This window comes from Conexibacter stalactiti, from assembly GCF_033542075.1.
Lineage (GTDB): Bacteria > Actinomycetota > Thermoleophilia > Solirubrobacterales > Solirubrobacteraceae > Conexibacter > Conexibacter stalactiti.
Genome location: NZ_JAWSTH010000087.1, coordinates 1 through 26,385, shown reverse-complemented (window position 1 = coordinate 26,385; position 26,385 = coordinate 1). Strand labels below are relative to the sequence as shown.

Sequence of the window (26,385 nt, the reverse complement as noted above, 5' to 3'; positions counted from 1 at the left end):
CGTCCCGCGGCGACGGCGATCGCCACGACCAGCGCCGAGATGGCGAGCCATGGCCGCCCGCTCCCGCTCAGCCGCCCGCTCAGCCGCGGCCGCCCGCGCGCGCTCCTCCGCCGCCACCGCCCGCGCGCGCTCCCCCACGGCGTGTACGGCAGCGAGCAGCGGCGCCAGCTCTCGCTGGGCGCGCGAGCGGGCGACGGCGATGTCGCCCGTCTCCTCGTAGGTGATGCTCGCAAGCTTGTGGAACCGCTTCTCGATGCGCTTGGCGAAGCGCTCGTAGCGGTCGTCGTCGTCGCCTTCCAGCCCGAAGCTCTCGCGGTCGCCCCACACGTCCAGGTACAGCTTCGCGCGCGTGTCGCCGCTGTACGTTTCCTCGTTGCGCTGGCTCCAGTGCCCCCACAGCGACCCGATGTAGTCGAAGGTCGCGCCCTGCATCGGGAACGGGTGACCGGCATAGGCGAGGCGCAGCGCCGCGACGCGGTCGCCGTCCTTCTTCTTGGCGTGCTTCCTGCGCAGCTCGCGCAGGTCGACCACCTCCTCGCGGCTGTCGCCGTCGGGTGTCTCGAACTCGACCCACACCCGCTCTGAGGCGGCGTCGACGCGCGTCACGAGGCCCATCGTCCCGTTCTCGATCCGCTCAGGCCCAAGCGCGTCCTCGGTCTCACCAGGAGGCTCGTACGCGGCCTCGCGCAGCATCACGACCTCGCCCGCGTGGATGCGATAGCCGCGGTCGACCGCGGCGACGGAGTCGCCCCCGATCTCGTTCGCCCGCAGTCGCAGCGCCTGCGCCAGCTCGTTGACCGCGTCGACGTCCTCGTTGGAGCCGTGCACGATCAGGACCGCGTCCTGCACCTCGATGCCGTGGTCGTAGCGTCGCTGCTCCCACCGCTCGACCAGCGCGACCATCGCCTCCTCGCGCGTGTCCATCAGCTCGATCGCGCCGTGCTCGCGCAGCAGCCCGATCGCTTCCTGCGGAAACCCCGCGTGGAGCGCCTCCTGGTACTTGACCAGCCACGGATGGGTCTTGCTCTTGTCCTTCGGATCGCGGTGGCGGCGCACCTCGGTCAGCTCCGCAGTCGGGATCCGCTCGTCGGCGATCATCACGTCGAGCATCCCGGGCAGCTCGATCGCGCCGATCTGCCCGACGTCGCCGACGCCGAGCACGCGCAGGTCATTGTCGTCGTCGTCCACCAGGCCCGCCACGAACCCCCAGTCGGTCAGTCCGTTCTTGCTCGCCTCGTCGGTCAGGATCAACGTCCGCTGATCGAGCGCGATCCGCCGCTTCTTGACGCGGTAGCGCAGCTGCTCGATCGTCAGCGCCGACGCCGCGATCTGGTGACCGAGCCGCTGGGTCGTCGCACCGTCCAACGCACACGCGATCACCTCCCAGCCCTCGTACATGTGCGCATGCGCCACCGCCTCCAGCACCGGTCCCTTGCCCGTGCCGGCCAAGCCGGTGAGGATCGTCCAGTCCGCGCCGCTCGTCAGCTTCCTCACCGCGGCGAGCTGCTCGTCGTCGAGCGTGTGCCCCTTCAGGCTCGCCTCCGCGACCGCGATCCCGTGCGCCACCGCCTCCTCCGACAGCCGCGGCCGCCCGCTCTGAGCTGCCGCCACGGCGACGTCGCGGACGAACAGCTCCTTCTCGCGGATGTCGCGGGTCGTGACCCGCCAGCCCTCCAGCGAGATCAGGTCGCCCTTCGCCAGCATGCTCGCGAGCACGCCTTCGACCTCAGCGACCGACAGCCCGGCCGCGTCGTGCTCGAACGCGATCGAGCGCAGCTCCCCCATCGAGGCGGTCGGCCCGATCTCCCACATGCGCGCCAGCAGCGTCTCGCGCAGCTGCACGCGCAACGCGTCCCCGTCGTGCTCGGCCAGCAGGTCCGAGCGCAGCCCCGCGATCGTCTCGTGGTCGACCCCGAAGGCCTCACCCATCGCGCGATACGCGGCCCAGATCTCCTCCTCGGGCAGCACCTCCTTGTCAGCCGCGGTCGCCGCCGCCGCGCGCGAGGCCTGCAGCCCGCTCAGCTTCCCGCCCTCGCGCGCCTCCCACGCGGCCACCTGGGCGGCAACGTCGCGGCTGCGCCCGGACATCAGCTCGCAGAGGTCCAGGTCGATCCCCTCGATCTCGAAGTAGCGGCCGTTCTTGCCCGTGCGCACGACGATCCGGAAGCCCAGCCGCTCGAGCTCCTGCGCCAGCACCGCGCGCCCGACCGCGCCCGCCTCCCGCATCGCGAAGTCCTTGAAGAGCGCGGCGGCGGCCGGCGTGCGCAGCCGCGACTCGCCGGCCGCCATCACGCCGAGGAGCTCCGTGTGCACGTGCAGCTGCGGCGCCGGCACGTCCTCGCCCTTGGCGGTGCGCGCGAAGCGGTGCAGCGCCGCCGCGGCCGCGAACGCCTCCGCCGTCGACGCATTGCTGACCACCCGCCGGGTGCTCGTCACGTGCTCGACCGCGGCGTTGGCCGCGGTCACCATCGCCTGCTCCAGGTCCGCTCTCAGCACCGGATCGGCCAGCGCCCACGCGACCGACACCGACTTCGGCGCCGAGAAGGTCAGGTCGAAGCTGTTGACGACCGGCTCCTTGATCCGCTCGCCGTTCTCATCGACGAGCGGGTTGCCGTCCGCGTCGGTCGCCCGCCGCGTCCCCGGTCTGCGCACCTGCTCCCCGGTGACGACGTGCTGGCCCCGCAGCGCGGCCGCCAGATCCTCGGCGCTGACGTGCGTGCCACGCACGAGCCCAAGTCGGTCGAGCGCGGCCTGGTCGCCCAACCAGACCGTCTTGGCGGGCTGGCCGTTCTCCGTCGTGGCGTACTCGGCCGCCGCCATCGCCCCGCGGCGGTCGCCGGGCTTGGCCTGCAGCTTGCGGATCGTCAGCACGCCCCTTCGATTGAGCGAGGCCCGAGGAGCGCCCCCTCAAGTGCATCTAGTCTGGGACAAACCCACCCAACGCCACCCGCACCACCCCCAAACCACACGCAACACCCCAACCGTTGGCCGGATAGGGACACGCCGCATATGTCATCTGGCGCATCCGGGAGTTGCGCCCTAGCCTAGGCAGACCGGCATCCGACGACGGGAGACGTGAGATGCCCCACTTGTTGAAGCTGCACGAAGAAGCGCAGCAGCCGCCGCACTACCACCGCGTGCCGTTCGAACTGGGCGCACCGAACGCCGCGCGTGTCTGGTCCGCGTTGATCGGTCCCAAGGACACGTTCCAGCACGACCGGGACACCGCCGAGATGCTGCGCGCGACGTACCCCGATCTGCGACAGCTCGCGCTGACCCATCGCTTCCTCCACGACAGCCTCGTCTACAACACGGCCGACGCGGTGACGTCCTTCGTAGACCTCGGCGCGGGCCTGCCACCGAACCCCAGCCGCAGTCAACGGCTCGTGGACCGGACGACCGAGGAGAGCGCCGGACGCTACGCCGCAGGCGGATCCATCCGGGTCGTGACGGTAGATCACGACGAGGTCGCCGCGCTCTACAACGCCGCCTTGCGCTCGGGCACTGTCGCCCTGCACGCCGACGTACGCGACACCCACACCGTCCTCACCACGTGTGACGAGCACCTGGGCGACGAGCCGCGCGCCTACGTCATGACCGCGCTCGCCGAACTGCTCACCGCCGACGACCTCGGCGCGCTGGTGAGCGACCTCGTCCAGGGTTCGCCACCCGGCTCGCTCCTGGCCACCTCGCACACCGACGACACACCCGAAACCGCCGCTCTGGCGGCTGCCTGGAAGGACGCCGTGCCCGGCTCCGAGATGTTCCCGCGCACGTCCGACCGGCTCGCAGCGCTCCTCGACGCGAGCGGCGTCAAGGAGTCCCGCACTTACAAGCCCCAGCCGATGCTTCCCGGGAAGCTGCGACGCGGCCCCGTCTACGCGACGATCGCGACGCTCTAGCCGCACCGCCCCGAGGGAGACGGGGCTTTCCGATCCGGTGGCGCACAGGCACCGCTCACCACCGCCCCATGAAGGGACCCCATGGACCGGCTCCAGCCCCGCGTGATCGTGTCCGACGCTGACATGACCCTCGTCCAGCGCGGCGACGAGATCCACCCGCTGACGCGCCAGGCGCTTGCGCTGCTCAGCGCGGACGGCATCCCCTGCGTCCTCGCCACCGGCCGCCCGATCCCCTCCGCGCTCCGCCTCGGCCGCGCGATCAACGCCGCGTACGTCGTCGCGCTGGGCGGCGCGGTCGTCGTCGCGACCGGCACGGGCGAGGTCGTGTGGGCGGCCGACCCCTACGCCACGTCGTGGGTGCCCGACGTCTGGGACGCGGCGATCCAGCACGGTACCCGTATCCAGGCCCACACGCTCACCGGCTGGCACAGCACCATCACGGACGCCAAGACGGCGGCGTACGCCGCACGTCACGACCTCCCCCCGGCCGCCGACGGCCCGCCGACCGCGCCCATCATGCTCGCGGAATTCGTCGGCGACTACGCCCAGCTCGGAGCCGAGCGGGAGATGCCGCCCGCCTCCCGCGATGCGCACAACGTCTACGTGGACATCTCGGCCGGTCACGAGGGCAAGGCGGGCGGCGTCGCGCACGCGCTCGCGCTCCTCGACCGGACCTGGGCGGGTGCCCTCGCGGTGGGCGACGGCGGCAACGACCTGACGATGTTCTACAAGGCGGCCAGCTCGATCGTGGTCGGGCCGGACCCGGACCCGCTCCTGTTGGAGGCCGCCTCCCACCACGTCACCCTCACACCCGATGACGGCGCGGTCGGGGCCGCGCTGCTGCACCTCGTCTACGGCGATTCCGATCACGGCGCGCACGTCCGGGCGCTGTCGTGAACCTCGCCGACGAACCGCACGGGGGCAGTCTCAACACCGTCGTCTATGACGGTGACCTGGTCGTCAAGTCGTACGACGGCATCCTCACCCGAGGTCACGAGAAGCTCCACCGGGAGTACGTGTACCTGCGCTCGCTGCCGCTGAACGCTGCGCGTCACTTCGCCACGCTGCACACGTTCGCGGAGGAGTTTGACCCGCACGTGACCACGCTCACGCTCAAGCGCCACGCGGCCCCCTCGGTCGCAAAGGCGCTGCTGGACGGACTTCTAGATCCCGAGCGAACCGGGCGGATCGTGGACCATGCCGCGCGGCTGCTGCTGGAGCAGGTCTATCCGATCGCGTCCGAGCCCTGCGACGCGCAGGCGGTCTACGACCGCTATCACGCGGCCCGGCTGGGCGCGATCGACGACCTCGCCAGCAAGCCCGGCCTCGCTCCGCTCGTCACCGCCCGCTCGATCACCGTCAACGGGCGTCGATGCCCCAGCATGGACGAGATCAAAGCCTGGCTCAACGACCACGCGCGGGGGTTCTTCACCGACCGTCGGACGTTGGTCAGAGCCCATCTCGACCCTCAGCTAGACAACGTCCTCGCGACCACGACCGGCCGCCTGGACGTGATCTTCATCGACCCCAGAGGCGACCAGCTCGGGCCGCCGCATTACGACTGGGCCAAGATGGTCAAAAGCTGCCGCGCCAGCTATCACCAGATCCACTACGCGCGGTTCTCGCTCGACATGACCGAGGCGGGCGGCGGAGCCGCTGTCACGCTCAAGGTCGCGCCCGACATCGACGGACACCTGCGCGCCGCGCTCACTCACCTGATCGGCCTGGCACCCCGATTCGCCTTCGCCGAAGGTGCATCGCTCGACCACTTCATCGGGTCGGCGATGGTCGCCGAGCTGGTGCACGTCCTGTCCTTCTGCTTCTACCACGCCAACAGACCTGAGGGCATCAACAACACGCGCGTCCTGGCCTTTCTCGCCATCGCCGCGTTGCTCGCGCGCCGTCTCATGTCCGGCTCCGCCGACCTCCCGTCATTGTTCCAACCACTCATCCCGGAGGCATAGTTGCCCGTTCTGTTCTGCGCCGTCCCGCCCGGCCTGCGAGACCATGAGGCCGACCTAGCGCGCCGCGCCACTGACGCCGTGTCCGCCGTGTCCGGCGTACCGCCGGAGAAGATCCAGGTCTTCTTCTCGACCGGCAGCCGTCTGACCGTCAAGGTCCACATGGTCGCGGACCTCGCCGACGTGTCCTCGCTCACCGACCAGGTGACGGCGGCCCTGTCACACGCGCGGTTCCTGCTCGTCGAGGTCGAGACCTACGCGCCCGACCGCACAGCCAGGGGCGGCGTCCTGCGCCAGCCCCGGAAGGACTCCCGATGACGCTCGCCGTCTTCGACGGAACGCCGGTCGGCAGCACCAGGGATCACGCGACATGGCCCGACTTCAGCGACGCTGAGCTGATCTACGCGGGCAGGGAGGCCGGGCGCGGGCCCTTCGGGGCCAACGGGCCGGTGATCCGCGAGGCCGAAGAGGCGTTCGCGCAGCACTTCGGCGTCGCACACGCCGTGCTCGGCCCCAACGCCACGCTGATGCTCGAAGCCGCGCAGCGCGTGCTGGGCGTCGGCGTCGGTGACGAAGTCGTCCAGACCCCGTACACCTTCCCGGCCACCGCGCACAGCACCCAGGGAGCCGGGGGCGTCCCGGTCTTCGGCGACATCCGGGCCGACACGCTGTCGCTGGACCCCGACACGATCGAGATCACCGACCGCACCCGCGCGATCATGCCCGTCTCGATGCACGGCGTCATCCCGCCCGACCTCGACGCCTACCGCATGATCGCCGTGAAACACAACCTGCCGATCATCTACGACAACGCCCAGGCCGCCGGAGCGACCTTCGGCGAGGCCAACGCGGGCAACATCGGCGATGTCGCGGTCATCAGCCTCAACCACAAGAAGATCCTCTGCGCCGACCAAGGCGCGATCCTGCTGACCGGGAACAAGGCCATCGCCGACGCGGTCCGGCAGTACATCCAGTACGGGATGGAGCGCCTGACCAGCGCGGTCGAGATCCCCAGCTACTGGATGCCCACCACCGGCACCAACCTGGCCGCCACGAACCACCAGGCGGCGCTCGCCTCGGCCCGCCTCTACGGACTCAAGGAGGACGGCCGGAACCGGCGCGGGCTCCAGGACCACGTCAAGGCCGCGCAACGCAACATGGAGACGCTCAACCAGATCATCAGTGGCCTGCCCGGCCTGGTGCTGCCCGATCTCCCCGAAGGCAGCTCGCCCGCGTGGCAGCGCCCGCGTTTCACGCTCGACCCCGAAGCGCTCGGCTGGGAGCGCTCCCCGCGCGAACTGCGCGACCGCATCGGCGCGGCACTGCGCGCCGAGGGCCTGCCCATCCGAAGCTGGCAGGAATGGCCCGCGCAGGGAAACGCGGCGTTCCGGCGACAGGTCCCCTACGTCCAGTCGTCCCGTCGCCCCGCCACGCGTCCCGCGCCCTACGACCCTGTCAGCTCCCCCGTCACGGTCCAGGTCCTCGAATCCGGCCTCATCATGGCCGACCACCCGTGGGCCTGGTGGGCGCAGCCCGAGCGGATCATCACGGACCACTACGGCCGCGCCTTCCACAAGGTCTGGGAGCACATGGAGGACGTCATGAACCGCGACTTCGAGACGCCGCGTCCCCGACCCTGGCCCAACCTCACTGGCCTTCCCCACTACGCCCGAGCGGGAGCGTGACGGCATGCGCGTATCGGCCGAGTCGATCGAGCGTCAGCGCGGCGGCATCCGCGACGTGATCGCGCTGCTCGGCAGCGCCGCGCCCGGCTCGCGGGTACAGGTCATCGGCGACGTCCGCGCGTCGGTCGTCCCCGCCGCGCCCGACAGCGCACAGGTCAACATGGTGACCTACCTGCACCCTGGCGGGGTCGGCCCCAAGCTGAACGCGCTGCGCGCGGCGTACGAGGGGAGCGGCGTCCGCAGGTGGGCGGTCTGGGTGCCGGACACCGACAAGGAGACCGCGCGCATGCTGACCTCCAGCGACTACCTCCGGACGGCCACGCTGCCCGCGATGATGCTGCGCCTGGCCAGCCTCGGACGCAGGCCGCCCCGAGCGCTCGACGTGGACGACCGGGGCCACGTCGAGACGATCGGGTGGATCAATGAGGCGGCCCTCGGGCACGAGCCGGGCACGATCGCGGGCGCGTTCCGCGACGAGCCCGACGCGCGCACCGGACGGCGCACCTACTACCGCGCGTGGCATGACGGGAGCGCGGCGGGCGCTCTCTGCACCATCCGGCACCGATGGTCCAACAACGGCGACGACTGCGGGCTCTCGTGGCTGGGCGTCGCCCCCGTGGCGCGGCGAAAGGGAGTCGCGACCGCCCTGCTGACGACGGCGCTGCACGACGCCCGCGAACGCGGGTGCATCACCGCGACGCTGCAAGCGTCTGAGCAGGGTGAGCCGCTCTACCGAGCGCTCGGCTTCACCACGGTCGGAGAGTTCGGCGTCTACGAGACGACGGCCTGACCACCCAGACGGCCCCCGGCGTGCGCGCCACGCTGGGGGCCTCGCCCCGGCGGGTCCCCGGCCGTGCGGGGCAGCCCCCAGTGTCTCCCGGCGCTGGGGGCGCTCTCATCTCAAAGCGTTGGGACATCCCCCTCGGGGGATGTCCCAACCCACATCGCAGCAGCTGCATCACCACCACGCCACGACGACCCGCCGGGGCGCAGGGGGGGCGGGGGCGGGCGGCGGCGGGCCGCTGCCGCCGGGCAGCGTCCCCCCGCCGCCCGCCCCCGCCCCACCACCGGATTTCCAGCGCACCCCGTGACCGGCTTCGCCACCTCGACGGCTTGCCGTCCGTCTGGTCTGTAGATCAGAGAGAGAAGAACGGCGTCCGCTTGCCGACGCGGAAGAGGCAGCTCTTCAGCTCGGTGTACTCCTCGAGCCCGGCACGGCCCATCTCACGGCCGTAGCCGGAGCCCTTGACGCCGCCGAACGGGAGCTGCGGACCGCCGTCGATGGTCGTGTTGACCCACACCAAGCCGGAGCGGAGCGCACGCGTCAACCGCAGCGCGGTGTCGACGTCTCTCGTCCAGACGGAGTTGCCGAGGCCATAGCTCGTGTCGTTGGCGAGCGCGATCGCCTCGTCGGCGTCGGAGAAGCGGGTGACGGCCAGCACCGGCCCGAAGATCTCCTCGCGGAAGATCCGCATCTCCGGCGTGACGCCGTCGAAGATCGTCGGTGCGACGAAGACGCCGTCCGCGTGCTCGCCGCTGTCGAGGCGACGTCCGCCGGTCAACAGCCTGGCACCGTCGCGCGTGGCCGCGGCGACGTGGTCGAGCACCTTCTGCGCGTGCTGCTCGTGCACCAGCGCTCCGATGTCGGCCCGCTCGTCGAAGGGACCCCCGACGCGCAGTCGCTCGGCCCGCCGCGCCAGCCGCTCGACGAAGGCGTCCGCGATCGACTCCTGCACCAGCAGTCGTGTGCCGGCGACGCAGCACTCGCCCGTGTTGAAGAAGACCGCGAACAGCGCGCCGTCGATCGCGTCGTCGAGGTCGGCGTCGGCGAACACGACGGTCGCGCCCTTGCCGCCGAGCTCGAGCGCCACCCGCTTCGTCGTCGCGGCGGCGGCGGCCGCGATCCGCTGGCCGGTGAGCGTCGACCCGGTGAACGAGACGAAGTCGACCGCGGGGCTCTCGGCGATCTGCTGCCCGACCGGCTGTCCGTAGCCGGTCACGACGTTCAGCGCGCCCGTGGGAACGCCCGCCTCAGCGCCGAGCCGGGCCAGCTCCAGCGAGCTGCCGGAGGTGAACTCCGACGGCTTGGCGACGACGGTGCAGCCGGCCGCGAGCGCGTAGGGGACCTTCTGCCCGAACGTCAGCGCCGGGAAGTTCCACGGCATGATCAGGCCCGCGACGCCGACCGGCTCGCGCAGCACCATTCCGAGATAGCTCTCGCCCATGTTCGCGTACGCGTCTCCGCGCAGCTCCTGCGCCAGGCCGGCCGCGTATTCGAAATGGCCGGCGGTCACCTCCAGGTCGCCGCGAGCGAGCCTGATCGGCTTGCCGACCTCCTCGGCGTCGATGCGGGCGAGCTGCTCGGATCGCTCGCGGATCGCGACGGCCCAGTCGAGCAGCACACGCGCGCGCTCGTTCCCCGACAAGCGCGGCCACGGGCCTTCGTCGAAGGCGCCGCGAGCTGCCGCGATCGCGGCGCGCGCGTCGTCGGCGCTGCCGTCGGCGAACTGCGCGACGAGTCCGCCGGTGCCGGGGCTGCGCCGCTCGATCAGCGCGCCCGCCAACCGCTCCTCTCCGCCGATCCAGTGTCCGTAGGTGCGTGCTGCGGCCGTCGTCGTCATCGTGCCTCGTGCTCTCTCATCTCTCGTTCGGTTGCCGGCCGCTAGAGCAGGCCGGCTTGCTTCATCGCCGCGCGCAGTGCCGCCCGTTCGGCGTCGTCGAGACCCAGCAGCGGCGGCCGGACCGCGACCTCGTCGATCACGCCGAGCAGCTTGAGCCCTTCCTTGATGCGCGCCCGCGAGTTGCGGACGGGCAGGCCGAACAGCACCTCGGCCAGCGGTTGCATGCGTTCGCGGTTGAGCCGCTGCGCCTCTGCGTAGCGCCCCTCGCGATCGGCGTCGAACACCTCGCGCGTGAGCCCGGCGGCGAGTCCCGCGTACCCGAGCAGCGCGCCGTCGGCGCCGAGCACGAACGACTCGTGCATGAAGTTGTCGCAGCCCGACAGCAGCGCCACATCAGGCGCGGCCGCTCGCAGCGCGTCGCGGCTGGCGACGTAGGTGGCCGCGTCGAACGACGCCTCCTTGAGCGCGCACAGCGGCGCGACGCCGGCCAGGCGGGCGATCGCGTCCGGCGCGAGCACGATGCCGCCAAGCGATGGGGTGAGGTTGAAGCCGATCAGCGGCAACCCCACCTCGCCGACCGCGTCGAAGTACCGCACGACCAGCTCCGGCGGCAACGGGCTCCCGTTGAAGGCGGGGATGCCGAACATCAGCAGCCCATCCGCACCGGCATCGCGCAGCGCCGTCGCCAGCTCGACCGCCTGCTCCGTGTAGGCCGCGATCAGGCCGGAGACGACCGTGACCTCGTCGCCGACCTCCTCCTTGACCGCGGCGACGACGGCCACCCGCTCCTCCAGCGAGAGGTGCGCTCCCTCGCCCGTGTCCGCATTGACGGTCACGCCGATCACGCCCTGGTCCGCGAGCCAGCCGGCGTACCGTCGCAACGCGACGAGGTCGGGCGCGAACCCTGCCGTCATCGGCAGCGCCATCGACGCGTTGACCCCCACCCAGCGGTCGATGTCGCGCACGACCCCCCGCTCCGCCCCGCGAATCTGATTCAACAACAGGACCACCCCCCATCGACGACGATGATCTGGCCGGTGACGTAGTCCGACGCCGGCGCAGCAAGGAACACGAATGCGCCCTCCATGTCGGAGGGCAGGCCGAAGCGCCCGGACGGGATCCGCTCCAGCAGGCGCCGGCGACGGTCGCCGTCGGCGGTGAGCCAGTCGGCCGTCATCCGCGTCTCCACGTAACCGGGGGCGATCGCGTTGACGCAGATGCCGTGCTGGCCGAGGTCGACGGCCATGCTCTGCGTGTACTGGCGCACCGCCCCCTTCGTCGCGGCATAGGCGGCGCGGCGCTCCAGGCCGAGCACCGAGCCGAGCGAGCCGACGTTGATGATCTTGCCTCCGCCACGAGCGATCAGCTGGGGCAGCAGCGCCTGCGTCACCGCGTAGAGGCCGCGCACGTTGACCTCCCACAAGCGGTCGAGATCCTCGATCCGCGCCTCGGTCGCGAGCGCGCGATGGACGATCCCGGCCGCGTTGACGACCACGTCGACGCCGCCCAGCGCGGCGACGGTCTCGACCAGCGCGCGAACGTCGTCGTCGCTGCGGACGTCGAGCCGCAGCGGATGTGCCCCGCGGCCTCCGCGCGCGATCTCCCGCGCCGTCTCCTCCAGCTCCGCCTCCAGCACGTCGGCGAGCACCAGCTCAGCACCGTGACGCGCGAACGCCTCAGCCGCCGCACGCCCGATCCCGCGCGCGGCGCCGGTCACGACGACGCGGCGGCCGGTCAGGTCGAACTGCCCGCCAGCGGGGACCGCGTGCGGCGCGAGGACGCCGTCGCCGGCCTTGCCTGACGCGGCCATCAGACCGGCTCTCCGAGCGCGCCGCGTACGTGCGCTCCCGGCAGCGGCGCTCGATCCGCGAAGCGCCGCAGCACGTTCTCGGTGATGCGCGAGACGGGGTTGTCGTAGCCGTCGCTCGAGAGCGCGCCGCCCCACGCGATCGACCCCGTCGAGAAGACGGCGCCGCCGCCGGCGCGCTCGGTGTAGACGAGGTCGGCGCGCACGAACGGCGAGACGCTTCCGCCTTGGCGCGAGTCGCTCGTCTCGACCTCTTCCACGACGTGCTGGTAGCCGTCGCCGAAGCCGCGAGCGCTCGCCAGCAGGACGGCGTTCGGCGCAGTGCCGAGCGCGTGGTCCATGCGATCGATCTCGAACCCTCCGGCCGCTCCGAGCACGAGTCCCGACCCCCCGATCTCGTCGGCCTCGACGCCGTCGAAGATCCAGGCGTGACGCTCCTCGTAGCTGGCCGGCTCGCGCCGGTACGGCCGCCCCGGGTCGAAGCCCTGAGCCGCCATGCCGACGCCGGCGACGCGCTGCGGCGCGCGGCCGCGGTCGCGCCACAGACCGCCCAGCTCACCGGTCGTGGAGTGGTGATCCTCACCCGGGTCGTTGCGCCACGAACCGGTGCCGCGTCGCCCGCGCCGGACCTCGATCAGATGCGGCCGGCTCGGCGAGACGCTCGTGACCCAGTAGAAGCCGTTGGCCCCCAGGTAGACCATCCGTCCCCCGTCGTCGAGCCAGGCTTCCAGCGCGTCGAGCATCGCCGCGCTCCAATACTCGGGATGCGTCCCGGTCACGATCGCGGCGTACGGTGCGAGCAGCTCGGCGCCATCGTGATGCAGATCGTGATCGGTGACGACGTCGTGCTCGAAGCCCTTCTCGTGCAGCCAGTCGATCACGTGCAGGTCGGCCGACAGCTGATGCGCCGAGCGCGCGATCGGCAGGTGGTAGTGGGGGCGCATGCTGACGTTGGGGCGCAGCCAGCTCGAGTACCAGACGCCGGTGCCGTCGGGATGTCTGTCGTAGAGACCCGTGACGGGCACTGCGATCGCGTAGCGATCCTCGGGCTGGTAATGCGCGGTGATGTCGAACTGAGCGTGCTCCTCGTGGTATTCCGCCGCCGAGTGCTCGTTGGCGTAGGCCATGTAGCTGAGCGTCGGCGCCAGGAACGCGATCGGAGCGGTCGCCGTGCCGCGCGGCGGACGGACGAAGAAGGGGATCCAATCCTCCGCCGCGTCGGTCCTGATCCGCATGGCGTAGACGCCGCTGCGCGTGCCGGCGTCGGGGACGTGCTCGAAGGCCGGCTCCCAACCGGCATCGTCGAGGTCGTCGGCGTGGAAGTGGATCGCGTCGAACTGCTGCGGGCAGCGGTGGAAGACGGTCTCCGCACCATCCCAGTCGTGGCCGGTGACGCCGCGCCCAGGACAGTTGACGACACGCCCGTCGCGTCCTCTCCCGGTGGTGTCGCGCAGGCGCACGGAGTCGGTCTCGCCGGCGAGGTCCCACGCGGCGAGCAGGTCCGGCCGAGGTACGCCGGCGCCGGCGGCGAGCGCCTCGCGCCCGGCCGCGTCGAGTGCTGCCGCGTGCACGCGCGGCCGCTCGAGCTTCCCGTTGTAGCGCCCTGTCGGGCCGTCCGCGGCGACGTGTCCCGCCAGCACCAGCTCGGCACCCGATGGCGACGGACCGGAGACGTCAGCCGCGGTGATGGCGCAGCCGGCGGGATCGTCCGGCACTGTCGAGAGCGGCCGCTGCTCCACCGTCACGACACCCTTGGCCGGGTCCCATGTCGCGCAGACGAACGCCCACGCGAACGTCGGCAGCGGCGCGGTGCAGCGATGCACGCGGCCGTCGAGCCGCAGCGAGACCGCTCCGTCGGGCTCGAGGAACAGGCCCCATCCCGTCTGCTCCCGCTCCGCCCACTTCGTCACCAGGCCCTGCGGCCCGGGTCCCGGCGCCGTCGGGTAGATCCAGGCCGACACCGTCAGCCCGGCCGCCGGTTCGAGCGCCTCGTCGTGCGGCACTTCGACGTAGGACCCGAGCCGCAACGGCTGGTCGGCGCCGGGGTGCTCTCCGGCGATCTCGCTCGCGACCTCCTCGTACCGCAGCCCCGGTCCGCCTTGCGCCGGATCGCCGTGGCGCAGCCGCACGAGGTCGGCCCGAAAGCTCGGCGCCGCGCTGCTGACCATGAAGCGGATCGGCTCGCCGGGCGCGACGCACATCGGATCGCTGTAGCCGACGACCGGCTTGACGGCGAGGCCGCGCGAGCCTGCCGGCCGATCCAGCGCGGCGCCGTCTCGGCCCTCAGCGCCGTGCCGATTCCCTGTGCCCATCATCTCACCCCAACCCTCTGTGTTTGGCAATGCCAACAGGCATATGCTCCTCGCAATCGTTATGTCGCAGGGAATCTCGAGCTGTCGACGGCCGCCGAGACGCCGCGAGGTCATCTGCGATCGTCGATCCAGCCGCCGCCATGGCAGCCTCGTCCGGAGCAGCATGGACGCTCGCGAGACCCAGCTCGCGCGTCTCCCGATCGGTCAGCGTCAGCGACCCGACGACCGCGTGCAGGGGCACGCCGGCCCGGCGGCAGCGCGTCGCCACGGTGCCCACGAGCTTGCCCGCGAACGTCTGACGGTCCAACCGCCCCTCACCCGTCACGACCGCGGCGGCGCGCGCCAGCCGCGCGTCGAAGCCGACCGCCCCCAGCACCCAGTCGGCGCCTCCGACGAGCTGTGCGCCGTGCACGGCCCACAGCGCGCCCGCAAGGCCGCCGGCGGCGCCGGTCATCGGAACGCCGCGCGGGTCGCGCGGCAGTGCTGCGGCGCTGCTGTGCAGCCGTCTCGTCAAGCGCTCGACCGCGACCGGGCTCGCGCCCTTCTGCGGCCCGTACACGGTCGCGGCGTGCTCGAAGCTCGTCGTGACGTCGCACGCGACCACGAGCGCGGCGCCGCGCAGGCCGCCACCGTCGGCGATCGCCTCCAGCGCCCCCGCACCGCCATCCGTCGTCGCGCTGCCGCCGGCCATCACGACGATGCGTCGTGCCCCGCTCGCGACAGCGGCGGCGATGAGCTCCCCAGTTCCACGGGTCGATGCCGCCTCGGCATCGCGTTCGCTCTCGGGCACGAGCGCCAGCCCCGACGCGCCGGCCATCTCGACGATCGCGGTCCGCCCGCCGTCCAGCCAGCCCAGCGGAGCGTCGACGCGGCGCCCGAGCGGGTCGTGCGCCGCGACCCGCTCGGCCGAGCCCTGCGACGCCGCGAGCACGACGTCGAGGGTCCCCTCGCCGCCGTCGGCGACCGGGCACAGCTCGACCGCGACGTCCAGCGGCACGCCGCGAGCGATCGCCGCCGCCACCTCGCGCGCCGTGAAGGTGCCCTTGAACGAGTCAGGCGCGATCAGCAGCATGATCAGGCTCGTGCCTGTAGTAGCCGACGTGCTCGGGCGCCAACGGCGTGGTGCCGCGGATGAGATCAGCTGCCTTCTCGGCCAGCATCACGACCGGCGCGTAGATGTTGCCGTTGGTGACGTACGGCATCGCGGAGGCATCGACGACGCGCAGCCCATCGAGCCCGTGGACACGCATCGAATCGGGATCGAGGACCGCGTCGTCGCCGATGCCCATCTTGCACGTGCACGACGGGTGCAGGCCCGTCTCGGCGTCGCGCGCGACCCAGTCGAGGATCTCCTCGTCGGTCTCCACCGCAGGGCCTGGCGCAAGCTCGCCGGCGTTGAACTGCTCGAACGCGGGTTGGGTGAGAATTCTGCGGGCGAGCCGGATCGACGCGATCCACTCGCGCCGGTCCTGCTCGGTCGAGAGATAGTTGAAGCGCATCGCCGGATGGACGCGCGGATCGCTGGAGACGATCTTCAACGTGCCGCGGGCGTCGGAGTACATCGGCCCGATGTGGCCCTGGTAGGTGTGACCGGGCGGCTGAGTTCCGTCGACGCGGATGCCCAGCGGCAGGAAGTGGAACATGAGGTTCGGGTAGGCGACCGATTCGTCGCTGCGGATGTAGCCACCGGCCTCGAAGTGATTGGTCGCCCCCGGTCCCGAGTGGCGCAACAGCCACTCCAAGCCGACCCTGGGGCGGTTCCACCAGCGCACGGCGGGCGCCATCGTCACCGGCTGCTTGCAGGCGTACTGGACGTACACCTCGAGGTGGTCCTGCAGGTTCTCGCCGACGCCGGGCAGGTCGTGGATCGGTCGCACGCCGACCTGCTCCAGCTCGGCGGCGTTGCCGACGCCGGAGAGCTGCAGCAGCTGCGGGCTGTTGATCGCGCCGCCGCTGAGGATCACCTCGCCGGCTCGCACCGTGCGCCGGCGGCCGCGGTCGACCAGCTCGACGCCGACCGCGCGCGTGCCCTCGAACAGGACTCTCGTGACGAACGCCAGGCAGCGCACGTCGAGGTTGGGGCGCGATCGAACCGGATGCACGTAGGCGCGTGCGGCGCTCAGCCGCCGCCCGCGATGGATCGTGCGGTCGAAGGCGGCGAAGCCCTCCTGCCTGTAGCCGTTGACGTCGTCGGTCAGCTCGTAGCCGGCCTCCCTGACCGCCTCGAACAGCGCGCCGAACAGCGGGGTCGCCGCCGCTCCGCGCGAAAGCGCCAGCGGTCCGCTCTTGCCCCGCCAGCGCGCGTCGCCCGGCAGGCTCGTCTCCATCCGCTTGAAGTAGGGGAGGCAGTGGGCGTAGTCCCACCGCTCCATCCCCGCGTCGGCGCCCCAGCGGTCGAAGTCCATCGGGTTGCCGCGCTGGAAGTTCATCGCGTTGATCGAGCTGGACCCGCCGAGCACCTTCCCGCGGGCGTGGGCGATCCGCCGGCCGTGCATGTGCGGCTCCGGCTCGGACTGGTAGCGCCAGTCGTAGAGGCGGTTGCCGATCGTGAAGGCGAAGCCCGCCGGCATGTGGATGAAGACATCCCACGGATAGTCGGAGCGGCCCGCCTCCAGCAGCAGCACACGGGTGCCGGCGTCCTCGCTCAGCCGCCCCGCGAGCACGCAGCCGGCGGCGCCGCCGCCGACGATCACGACGTCATAGCTGTCGTCCACCGTTCACCCCACCTGTTCGATCGAATCCAGGGCAGCCAGACGACGCTGCACGACGATCACGTGCGCGTCGAACAGGACCGCCTCGCCGCGCTGATTGACGGCGCGCGCCTCGAGCTTGACGAGGCCCCACTCCTCGTCGCGCGGCGCGCACTCGACGATCTCGATCTCGGCGTGCACCGTGTCGCGCGTGTAGACCGGTCGCACGTAGCGGACCTTGTCGTGGCCGTAATTCATCGACGACGTCATCTGCTGCGTGACCGTCTCGGCGATGAAGGCGTCGACGAGGCCGAGCACGAGCACCCCCGGCGCGCAGACCCCCTCGAGGATCGGATGGCGCCGGCAGTACTCCTCGTCGGTGTGGTTCGGGTGCGCTGTCCCGGTCGCGCCGAGATAGAGGCGGATGTCGGCGTCAGTCACCGTACGGCCGCCGCTGGTGAAGCGCTGACCGACCGCGAAATCCTCGAAGAAGAGGGTGCCTCTGCTCATGCGACCACCCGCTCGTCGCGCAGGCGCGCGAGCGCGTTCTCGTCGTAGCCGGCGGCCGCCAGCACCTCCTCCGTGTGCTCACCCAACGCCGGAGCACGGCGGAGCGACGGCTCACCGGAGCTGAACGAGATCGGGTGGCCGACGACGCGAACCTCGCCTGCCTGCGGGTCGTCGATCACCTTGATCGGATCGAGGTGGGCGACGACCGGATCGCGCGGCATCTCGTCCCAGCTGTTGAGCTGCGCGCACCAGACCCCTCGCGCGCGCAGCAGCTCCACGAGATCGGCGCGGGAGTGCGGTCGCAGCAGCGGCGCGAGCGCGTCGTAGATCTCCTCACGCCGCGCGAACGCGTCCGCCGGGTCGAGGAGCTGGCGCAGGCTGACCGGCTCGCCGAGCGCCTCGCTGATCAGCCTGACCGGCGACATCGACAGCGCGACGTGACCGTCCGCGACCTCGTAGAAGCCGTAGGGACCCTCGTGGTAGCTCGTCGCCAGACCGCTCGAGGGCCGTCTCAACCCCTCGCCGTTGAGGTGGTACGAGAGCGCCTCCGCCTGGAGGTCGAGCGCCGCCTGGACCATCGTCACCTCGACGCGCTGCCCCTCGCCTGTGACGTCGCGATGGTGGATCGCGCCGAGGATGCCGAGCGCGAGCAGCGTCGCGGAATGTTGATCGACGATCGCCGCGCCGGCGGCGACCGGCGGGCCGCCTGCGCGCCCACTGACCGACGGGAGGCCGCTGATCGACTGCACAAGCAGGTCCTGCCCCGGCAGATCGCGGTACGGGCTGTCGGAGCCGTAGCCCGAGGCGCACGCCCAGATCAGATCCGGCTTGACCGCGCGCAGGTCCTCCCAGCCGAGCCCCAACCGCTCCATCACGCCGGGACGGAAGTTGGTGACGACGACGTCGGCAGTCCTGCACAGGTCGATCGCCGCCTGCCGCCCGTCGGGGTGCTTGAGGTCGAGGCCGACGCTGCGCACATTGCGGTTGCTCATCAGGAAGAAGACGCTGACGTCGTTGAGGAACGTCCCCGCCCCCGACCAGTGGCGCTCGTGCGGGCCGTGGTGCGGTTCCTCCACCTTCACGACGTCGGCGCCCATGTCGGCGAGGTACTGCGTCGCCGCAGGACCGATCAGAAATGTTGTGAACGCGACGATTCTCACGTCCGCGAGCAGTCCCAGCTGTCTGTCCACCCGTCGCCTCCTATGCCGCGCCGGCAGCGCCGGCGCCTTCGTCGAAACCCAACTGCTGCTCGATCTCGCGCTCCGCCTCGCGCAACGGCGCGACGTGCGCATCAACGTTCTCAGGCGTCAGGCGCCCTGCGGGGCCCACGAGCGTCAGCGACGCGACGGTCTCGCCGAGGTGGTTGCGCAGCCGCACGGCGACCGAGCAGAGCCCCAGCTCGCGCTCCTGCCAGCAAGTCGCGTACCCGTCACGGCGGATCACGTCCAGCTGTCTGCGCAGGACGTCCGGATCTGTGATCGTGTCATCGGTGAAGCGCTGCAGCGGGCGCTCGAGATATGCGCCGACTGTCGCCTCGTCGGCGAAGGCGAGCAGCAGCTTGCCGGACGCGGTCGCGTGCAGCGGCGAGCGCCGCCCGGCGGTCGCGACCATCTGGAAGCCGTGCGGCGCATCGCCGCGGTCGAGGTACAGGACCGAGTCTCCGTCGAGGATGCCGAGCAGCACCGATTCGCTCGTCTCGACGGCGAGCCGGTCCAGGATCGGACGGGCCACCCGCGAGACGTCGGTGCCGCGCACTACGACCGAGCCGAGCTCGTAGAGGCTCCAACCGAGCCGGTAGGTGCTCGTCTGCGGGTCCTTGATCACCATCCGCCGCGTTTCGAGCGTGCCGAGCAGGTGATGAACGGTCGCCTTGCTGAGCCCGGTGCGGCGGGCGATGTCGCTGACGCCGGTCTGCGCACCTGCCGCCTGGGCGATCGCCTCGAGCACGTCGATGGCGTGATCGACGGCCTGGACGCGCCGCGGGCCACGCCGGATCGGCGTCACGTCGCTGTCAGTCGAGGTCATGCTGATTTCCCCTGTCGTTAGCCATTACCAACCGGTGTTACCGAGCTGCTCTGGCGGTGTCAACGCTTGCGGCGAGCTCAGGCTGCGCCGCTTCCCCCGTGCGTCCCGATGGCGCTCTCGGGTCGCGTCCGGCCGCCCCGAGCAGGACCTTCGCGGCGCTCGCCTCTGAGCGCACCGCGACGCGATCGAGACCGGCAGCGACGACCAGCACCGCGCCCTTGACGACCATCGCCGTCGCCGCCGGCACGTTCTCGAGCGTCAGCCCGTTCTGCAGGACGCCGAGGAACAGCACGCCGAGGAAGACGCCGGCGATCGTGCCGCGCCCGCCGTTGAACGCGATCCCCCCCAGGATCACCGCCGTCAGCACGTCGAGCTCGAAGCCGACGCCGAGGGCCCCTGACGGCGCGCTCCCCAGCCGCGCCGCGAGCATCACGCCGGCGAGCGCGGCAGCCGCCCCCGTCGCCACGAACAGCCACAGGCCGACGCGCCTGACGCGCACGCCCGACAGGTACGCGGCCTCCGGGTTCACGCCGATCGCGTACACGTGACGCCCCGTCGGCATGCGCGCCAGGACAGCCGCACCGAGCAGGAACACCGCCACGGCGATCAGCACCAGGTAGGGGATGCCGAGCAGCTCATTCTCGCCGAGGGCGAGGAACCCGTCCGGGAACCCGAACACCGGATCCGGCGCGAGCGTCAGCGCGATGCCGCGCACCGCCGTCAGCGCACCAAGGGTGACGATGATCGGCGAAAGGTCCCAGACCTCGACCAGCAGGCCGTTGACGAGCCCGACGACGGCGCCGGCGAGCACGCCGGCGAGGATCGCCAGCGGGAGCGGGACGCCGTCGGTGATCAGCAGCCCCGTCACGACCGCGCCGAGCGCGAGCGTCGACCCGACCGAGAGGTCGACCTTGCCGGCGATCAGCAGCAGCGCCATCGGCACCGCCACGACCGAGATCACCGACGCCTGGATGAAGACGTTGCGGAAGTTGTCGACGGTCAGGAACGCGTCGTTCAGCGCCGAGAACGTCAACAGGAGGGCGACGACCCCCAGCAGCAGGGCGCTCGCCGCGGCCCGCGTGCGGGCGCGCTGCAGCGACGTGCGGTCGAATCTCATTGTGCTCCTCGATCGGTCGTGGGGAGGGACGGGGGTGCGCTGTCGCCGCCGGCATGGCCGTGGGCGAGATCGAGCAGCGCCTGGGGGGACAGCTCGTCGCCGCGTAACTCGCCGGCGACGTGACCTCGTGCCAGCACGAGCGCGCGATCGGCCAGCGCCATCACCTCCTCCGGATCGGACGAGGAGAACAGCACGCCGCGGCCGGGCTCGCGCACGAACTGCCGCACCAGCGCGTAGAGATCGGCCCGGGCGCCGACATCGATGCCCTGCGTCGGATCGTCGAGCAGCAGCATCTGCGCCCGGCTGCTCGCGGTCAGCCAGCGGCCGACTGCGAGCTTCTGCTGGTTGCCGCCCGAGAAGGTCGCCGCCGGCGCCGCCGGACTCGGAGGATCCAGCGCCAGCAGAGCGGCGGTGTCCGCGAACTGACGGCGCTCACGCCTGCGACTGCGCCACCAGCGCCGCCCGATGCGAGCGAAGAAGGGCAGCAGCACGTTGTCCAGCGCCGACATCGCCGCGAACACGCTCTGCCGGCCGCGCTCGGCCGGCACCAGCGCCAGCCCCTGCTTGAGCGAGGCCGATGCCGAACGCGGCCGGAACGGCGCGCCGCTGAGCGCCACCTCGCCAGCGGTTTCCCCGCGGATGCCGTAGATCCCCTCCAGCAGCTCCGTGCGCCCCGAGCCGAGCAGGCCGAAGACGCCGACGCACTCGCCTTGGGCGACCGTCAGGTCGATCGGCCCCACGCCAGGCGCCCGGAATCCGGACAACGAGACGGCCGCCGGGCCGTCTGCGAGATGCGGCGCTCTGCGCCGCGCGACCTCGACGCCTCCGCGCGGCGCGATCGCCGCGATCACGTCGCGAGGCGCGAGGTCGGCGATCTCCCGATGCAGCACCGCGCGCCCGTCGCGCAGCACGGTGACGCGGTCGGCGATCTGGAAGACCTCGCTCAGCAGGTGCGTCACGTACAGGATCGCGAGCCCGGAGGCGCGAAGTCCGCGCAGCTGCTGTCCGAGCGCTCGCGCCTCCAGCTCGCTCAACGCGGCGGTCGGCTCGTCAAGCACCAGCAGCTGCGGGTCATGTCGCAGCGCCTTGGCGATCTCGACCAGCTGCTTCTCGCCGACGCTCAGCGAGCGGACCGGCGTGCGCGGGTCCAGGCGCGCGCCGATCCGCCCGAGGATCTCCCTCGTCACGGACACCTGGCGGGCACGATCGATGCGCCCGCCGGCCGCTCGCAGCTCCGCGCCGAGGAAGACGTTGTCTGCGACGCTGAGCGACCCGACCAACGTGAAGTGCTGGTAGATGACGGCGGTCCCGGCCGCGAACGCCTCACGCGGGCTGAAGTGGGCCACCGACTCCGTGCCGATCGTCATCGATCCGAGGTCGGGCTTCAAGCGCCCGCTCAGGCACCCGATCAACGTCGACTTGCCGGAGCCGTTGGGACCCAAGAGCGCGTGGATCTCGCCGTCGGCGACGTCGAGGTCGACCCCGTCGAGCGCCCGCGCCCCGCCAAACGCCTTCGTCAAGCCCTGGATGACGATCGACACGGTGCGCCCTACTTCCCGTACGTCGCCAGGAATCTGTCGATCAGCTCGGTGTCGCCGACGCTCAGCAGCGTCGGAGCGAGCTCGACGTACTCCTGTCTGTCACCGGATCTCCAGGCACGCTCGATCGCCCGCTTCGAGACCCCGACGACCTCCTCGCACAGTCTCTGGATGTCGAGCGCCGCCGACGCCTTGAAGAAGGTATCGCCTCTGCGCAGCGTCGCGAGGGCGTCCTCCGACCCGTCCTGCCCGACGATCCACACTCTTTCACGGCTCTGCTTGCCGACCTTGCGGAACGCCTCGGCCGCGCCGAGCGCGCCGTCGTCGTTGTGTCCGATCACGACCGTCACGCCGGGATGCGCCTGCAGCACGTCCTCAGTCACCTGAAGACCCTTCGACTGCTCGATCGCACCCTGGACGGCGACGATTCTCGCTCTCGTCTGCTCGCGGATCATTCTCTGCGGAATGTCGGTCCGCGCCCGCTGGGGGCCGCCCGTGGGAATCTCGAGCACGATCACCTCGGCGTCCGGATCGTTCGCGTTGATCCACTCGACCGCCGCTCTGCCGGTCACCTCGCCGGAGAGCTCGGGCGGGAACAGCACGCCGCCTGCCCCCTCCTCCATCCGTCCCCCGTACGTCGTCCAGACGATGCCGGCGTCAACGGCGCGCCGTGCCGTCGCCTCGTAGGCGGAGGGATCGAAGGCGGCGACGTTCATCGCCGTCACTCTCTGTGTGATCCACGTGTCGAGCACCGCGAGCTGGTCCTGCAGCTCGCCGGCCTGCGTCTCGTCGAGCAGCACCTCCCAACCGTCGGCCTCGCCGATCGCCTTGACCTGCTTCTTGATCGCGGCGACGATCGGGACCTCCGCATACGGCTGGCTGAATCCGAACGTGACTCCGCCGGAGGCCGACCCGCCGCCGCCCGACTCGTCACTCGTGCTGGACCCGCACGCGGCAAGCGCGCCGGCGGCGGCGAGCGCGGCAAAGACCGCGGTCAGCGCGCGCAGCACACGACTCCCAGACTGCGTTCTGCTTGACACCTAAGCTCCTCTCCGTTCAGGCGACCGGACACGGACACCACCGGCCGTCACTGTCACGACGACACGTCACCTCCGACTCGGCGCTCGTTCACACACCGACAGTGAAATTCACCATTTCGTTAGCGTGTGACAAACGCCGTCTACCTGCTGCAACCAGCATAGACACGGCCTCAACGAAGTGTCAAGACAGCCGTCGTGCTCACTGCTCGGCAGTGACTGTGAATGAGGTGACTGATCTCCTCCGGAGATAGGTCCGGAGGAGATCGGTTCAACGAGCGCGTCAGGAGCAGCTGGACGCGGGAGCTGCGGATCAGCGTGGGCGCGCCTCCGCCTGACCGCGGTGCGCGCGGGCGTGGTGACCGCGCGCGCTCAGCCGTAGACGAAGATCCGCACCGGCTTCGAGCCGCCGGTCGCGTACGGGTAGCTCGGCTGCTGCGCGACCCGCGCGCGCATCACGTACTTCTGCGTGCCGACCGTGCGCGTGAACGTGTAGTCGTAGTCGAAGCGACCGCTGCGATCGGTGCGCGTCGTGCCGAACGTCTGCCACCCGCCCGTTCGCTTCGTCTGCAGCTCGACGAGCGCGCCGCTCGCCGGGTACGGTCCGGCGCCGAGCCGGCCGCGCAGTCTCAGCGTGTCGCCGTTGCGCAGCGAGCGGTGGGCGCCGCGCAGCTCGACGCGCGCCCGCGCGCGGACGACGACGGAGTCGGCGACCGCGCCGTCGGCGACGCGGTGCACGAACGTGATCCGCCGCGACGGCCCCTTTGCGACGACGAGGCTGAAGCGCCCGTCGCCGTCGGTCGTGACCGAGCCGATCTGACGCAGCGGCGCGTTGGCGATCGCGTCCTGGGAGACGGCGCACAACGGCACACCGGCGACGGGCGCGCCGGAGGGGGTCGTGAGCCGGCCTGTCACGCGCACGCGGCGGCCGTACGGCGTGGTGACGACCGTGCGCGGTCTCCGCTTGCCGCGCAGGATCTGCGTCGTCAGCCCCAGCGCGCGCGAGACGGGCGCCGGGTTGCAGAACGTGTTGGCAGTGCGGATCGAGACCGGGCCCCAGGCGGTCGAGTTGGTCTGGGTCGCGTCGGTGACGATGATTCGCAGCTGGTGCTCGCCGTCGGACAGCGCCGCCGTGTCGAGCGAGATCTGCGCGCTCGCGTTCAGCTTGCACGGCACCGGCGCGCGGAACGGCGGGGCGCACGCGCCGCCCTGCGCGTCGATCGCGTGCGTCTCGACGATCCGCCCGTCGACCTCGATGTGCGCCTGGTACACGCCGCCGCCCTTGTCCGCTACCGCGATCGCGACCGGCTGACGCCCGTTAAGTGTGCGCGTGGTGTCAACGAGCGGCCCCGAGGGCGTTGTTGCGAAACTCGGATCATGGTCATCACGAATCGTAATTATTCCTCCGTGCAGTTGAAGTCTCGCGCCCGGCGCCGTCGCCGGGCACTCCTCCTCGCTGCCGTCGGTGATCGCGCACGAGAGCACAGCCTCGAGGCTGACGATGCCGTTCAGACCGCTCGCCTCGAGCAGGTTGGAGGACCCGAACGGAACCGCCCGATCGCCCTTGCCCGCGCACCCGCTCGTGGCCCAGCACTTGTCCACCTCGGTGAACCCTGCGGCCGTCCGCTCGCGCAGTCGCCAGCCGTACCGTCTGGCCAGCTGGACGCTGCGGTAGAACTGGTACGCATCGATCGAAGTGTCCGGTGGGGCAAGGAATCGCGCGAGGATGTAGTCATCGGCGGGGTGTCTGCCGGCGGGGCTCAGCTCCAGCTCGAACGGCCCGCCGCCGCAGTTGTCGCGGGCTGCCCACTTCGACGCGTTGGAGGGCTTTGCTATCGCCCAGGGAGCCATCTCGACGCGCCCGCCGTCGGGCGTGCGGCAGACGTGGATCGCATAGCTGCCCGCCTCCGCGGCGGGCGCCCGCGCCGCCCCGGCGGCGGCCAGCAGAACCAGCGCGGCGACAGTCGTCAGCCACCGCCGGCGAGCAGGACTCATGGTTAACAGAGCACGCACCACGCTCACCCCTCACGACCTGAAATTAACTTGTGCGGGGATTGAATCAAACGCCGGTAACGGGCACAATGGCGCCGGATGTGTGCCATCGCTCTCGGGCCGACGCCGTATGAGCAGCACCGCGACTACGTCCTCAAGGTGCTCGGACGCCGCTGCGCGTGGCTGGATCACGCCGACCGCGAGGCGGTCTTCCACGACGCCTACGCGCTGCTGCTGGAGAAGCAGCGCGCGGGCGAGCTCAGCCTCGACGAGATGCACCTGCAGCAGGTCCGCGCCTACCTCGTCCAGACCGCGCTCTACAAGGCGCTCGACGAGGGCAAGCGCGCCGAGCGCAAGCGCGCGGTGCCGATGGGCGACGAAGCGCTGGCGGCCGACGACGGCGCCCGCGGCCTCGACGAGGCGCTCGTCGAGGGCTTCGACGCGGCGCGCGTGCGCGAGATCGTCGACGAGCTGCCCGAGCGGCGCCGCGCGATCGTCAAGCTGCGCTACTTCATGGACTGCGCGCCGGGCGAGATCCAGGCGCTGCTGGGGTTGCGAGAGCGTGTCTATCGCCGGGAGCTGGAGCGCGCGATGCGCCAGATCGCCGAGCGCTTCGAGCTGGTCCGCGACGGCAGCTTCTGCGACAGCCGCCGCAGCATGGTGATGGCGTACGTGTCCGGCTTGTCCGGGCCCGAGCGCGCCCGCAAGGCGCAGGCGCACATCGACTCCTGCCCAGGCTGCCGCGTCTTCGCCGTGCAGCTGCGCGACGCGGCGCGCGACGTCGCCGTGGCGCTGCCGTTGCCCCTCTTCGAGCTGCGCGACGGGTTCCTCACGCGCGTCGCCGACGGCCTCACCGCCGGGCGCGACCAGGTCACCGACCTGGTCTCCGGCGCCAAGCAGCAGGCGCTCGCCGCGACCGCGCGCGTCGACTCCGGCACGGCCGGGATGGCGAGCGCCGTGCGGCCCGGCACCGTCGCGGCCGCCGTCGCCGGCTGCATCGCGCTCGGCGGCGGCGCGACCTACTGCGCCGTCGAGGGCATCCCCGCACCCGTGCGCTCGCTGATCTCCGACGGACCCCCGCGCGAGCGGCGCGCCGAGCAGCCGCGCGCGAGAACGACGTCGCAAGCCCAGCCGGCGACGGCGCGTCCGGCCGCCGCCGTGCCGGCGACCGCGCAGCCCGCCGCCGCG

At 71.4% G+C, this 26,385-nt stretch carries 21 protein-coding genes; 7 read left to right on the top strand and 14 right to left on the bottom strand.

The genetic code is table 11. From position 1 onward, the window contains the following. On the bottom strand, positions 1–2,871 hold a 2,871-nt coding region (mobF, locus tag R7226_RS24025), incomplete at its 3' end, for a MobF family relaxase (RefSeq protein ID WP_318599899.1). Between the two features lie 218 nt (positions 2,872–3,089). Between mobF and R7226_RS24020 the strand changes: the two genes are divergently transcribed. From R7226_RS24020 to R7226_RS23995, 6 genes are all read left to right on the top strand, one after another. Beyond that, on the top strand, positions 3,090–3,902 hold the full coding sequence (locus R7226_RS24020) for an SAM-dependent methyltransferase (RefSeq protein ID WP_318599898.1): 813 nt from the start codon (positions 3,090–3,092) through the stop codon (positions 3,900–3,902). A gap of 81 nt (positions 3,903–3,983) precedes the next feature. Continuing rightward, positions 3,984–4,799 (top strand): HAD family hydrolase, encoded by an 816-nt coding sequence (locus tag R7226_RS24015; protein ID WP_318599897.1) that lies wholly within the window; start codon positions 3,984–3,986, stop codon positions 4,797–4,799. After that, on the top strand, positions 4,796–5,866 hold the full coding sequence (locus R7226_RS24010) for a hypothetical protein (protein WP_318599896.1): 1,071 nt from the start codon (positions 4,796–4,798) through the stop codon (positions 5,864–5,866). The genes R7226_RS24015 and R7226_RS24010 overlap by 4 nt, the downstream gene beginning before the upstream one ends. A 78-nt stretch (positions 5,867–5,944) precedes the next feature. After that, on the top strand, positions 5,945–6,181 hold the full coding sequence (locus R7226_RS24005; RefSeq protein WP_318599895.1) for a hypothetical protein: 237 nt from the start codon (positions 5,945–5,947) through the stop codon (positions 6,179–6,181). Beyond that, a complete protein-coding gene (locus R7226_RS24000) occupies positions 6,178–7,548 on the top strand; it encodes a DegT/DnrJ/EryC1/StrS family aminotransferase (protein WP_318599894.1) in 1,371 nt (456 codons plus the stop codon). The genes R7226_RS24005 and R7226_RS24000 overlap by 4 nt, the downstream gene beginning before the upstream one ends. A gap of 55 nt (positions 7,549–7,603) precedes the next feature. Beyond that, positions 7,604–8,338, top strand: a complete 735-nt coding sequence (locus R7226_RS23995; RefSeq protein ID WP_318599893.1) for a GNAT family N-acetyltransferase — start codon at positions 7,604–7,606, stop codon at positions 8,336–8,338. A 346-nt stretch (positions 8,339–8,684) separates the two neighbouring features. Here R7226_RS23995 and R7226_RS23990 read toward each other — a convergent pair whose 3' ends face one another. The 13 genes from R7226_RS23990 to R7226_RS23930 all read right to left on the bottom strand — a co-directional run bounded on the left by R7226_RS23990 (position 8,685) and on the right by R7226_RS23930 (position 25,227). Then, complete coding sequence (locus tag R7226_RS23990; RefSeq protein ID WP_318599892.1) at positions 8,685–10,169, bottom strand: aldehyde dehydrogenase family protein; 1,485 nt, start codon at positions 10,167–10,169, stop codon at positions 8,685–8,687. Positions 10,170–10,210: 41 nt separating this feature from the next. Next, positions 10,211–11,134 carry a dihydrodipicolinate synthase family protein gene (locus R7226_RS23985; protein WP_318599891.1) on the bottom strand — a complete coding sequence of 308 codons (924 nt, stop codon included), beginning with the start codon at positions 11,132–11,134 and terminating at the stop codon, positions 10,211–10,213. 29 nt (positions 11,135–11,163) lie between these two features. Next, on the bottom strand, positions 11,164–11,979 hold the full coding sequence (locus R7226_RS23980; RefSeq protein ID WP_318599890.1) for an SDR family NAD(P)-dependent oxidoreductase: 816 nt from the start codon (positions 11,977–11,979) through the stop codon (positions 11,164–11,166). Beyond that, positions 11,979–14,288 (bottom strand): N,N-dimethylformamidase beta subunit family domain-containing protein, encoded by a 2,310-nt coding sequence (locus tag R7226_RS23975; RefSeq protein WP_318599889.1) that lies wholly within the window; start codon positions 14,286–14,288, stop codon positions 11,979–11,981. Before R7226_RS23975 ends, R7226_RS23980 begins: the two co-directional genes overlap by 1 nt. Before the next feature lie 4 nt (positions 14,289–14,292). Then, on the bottom strand, positions 14,293–15,360 hold the full coding sequence (locus tag R7226_RS23970; RefSeq protein ID WP_318599888.1) for a glycerate kinase family protein: 1,068 nt from the start codon (positions 15,358–15,360) through the stop codon (positions 14,293–14,295). Beyond that, the gene (betA, locus tag R7226_RS23965; protein ID WP_318599887.1) at positions 15,341–17,002 is read right to left on the bottom strand and encodes a choline dehydrogenase; all 1,662 of its coding nucleotides are present in this window, start codon (positions 17,000–17,002) and stop codon (positions 15,341–15,343) included. The genes R7226_RS23970 and betA overlap by 20 nt, the downstream gene beginning before the upstream one ends. A 3-nt stretch (positions 17,003–17,005) precedes the next feature. Further along, positions 17,006–17,488 carry a MaoC family dehydratase gene (locus R7226_RS23960; protein ID WP_318599886.1) on the bottom strand — a complete coding sequence of 161 codons (483 nt, stop codon included), beginning with the start codon at positions 17,486–17,488 and terminating at the stop codon, positions 17,006–17,008. After that, positions 17,485–18,678, bottom strand: coding sequence for a CaiB/BaiF CoA transferase family protein (locus R7226_RS23955; protein ID WP_318599885.1), 1,194 nt, complete (start codon positions 18,676–18,678; stop codon positions 17,485–17,487). The genes R7226_RS23960 and R7226_RS23955 overlap by 4 nt, the downstream gene beginning before the upstream one ends. Before the next feature lie 10 nt (positions 18,679–18,688). After that, positions 18,689–19,513: an IclR family transcriptional regulator gene (locus R7226_RS23950; RefSeq protein WP_318599884.1), complete on the bottom strand. Its 825-nt coding sequence runs from the start codon at positions 19,511–19,513 to the stop codon at positions 18,689–18,691. Between the two features lie 37 nt (positions 19,514–19,550). Then, positions 19,551–20,630, bottom strand: coding sequence for an ABC transporter permease (locus tag R7226_RS23945; RefSeq protein WP_318599883.1), 1,080 nt, complete (start codon positions 20,628–20,630; stop codon positions 19,551–19,553). After that, positions 20,627–22,171, bottom strand: coding sequence for a sugar ABC transporter ATP-binding protein (locus tag R7226_RS23940; RefSeq protein ID WP_318599882.1), 1,545 nt, complete (start codon positions 22,169–22,171; stop codon positions 20,627–20,629). Before R7226_RS23940 ends, R7226_RS23945 begins: the two co-directional genes overlap by 4 nt. An 8-nt stretch (positions 22,172–22,179) precedes the next feature. Then, the gene (locus R7226_RS23935; RefSeq protein ID WP_318599881.1) at positions 22,180–23,208 is read right to left on the bottom strand and encodes a sugar ABC transporter substrate-binding protein; all 1,029 of its coding nucleotides are present in this window, start codon (positions 23,206–23,208) and stop codon (positions 22,180–22,182) included. Between the two features lie 369 nt (positions 23,209–23,577). Beyond that, positions 23,578–25,227, bottom strand: coding sequence for a carboxypeptidase-like regulatory domain-containing protein (locus R7226_RS23930; protein WP_318599880.1), 1,650 nt, complete (start codon positions 25,225–25,227; stop codon positions 23,578–23,580). A gap of 69 nt (positions 25,228–25,296) precedes the next feature. Here R7226_RS23930 and R7226_RS23925 point away from each other — a divergent pair. Continuing rightward, positions 25,297–26,385 (top strand): sigma-70 family RNA polymerase sigma factor (locus tag R7226_RS23925; protein WP_318599879.1); only part of this gene is annotated, 1,089 nt, incomplete at its 3' end.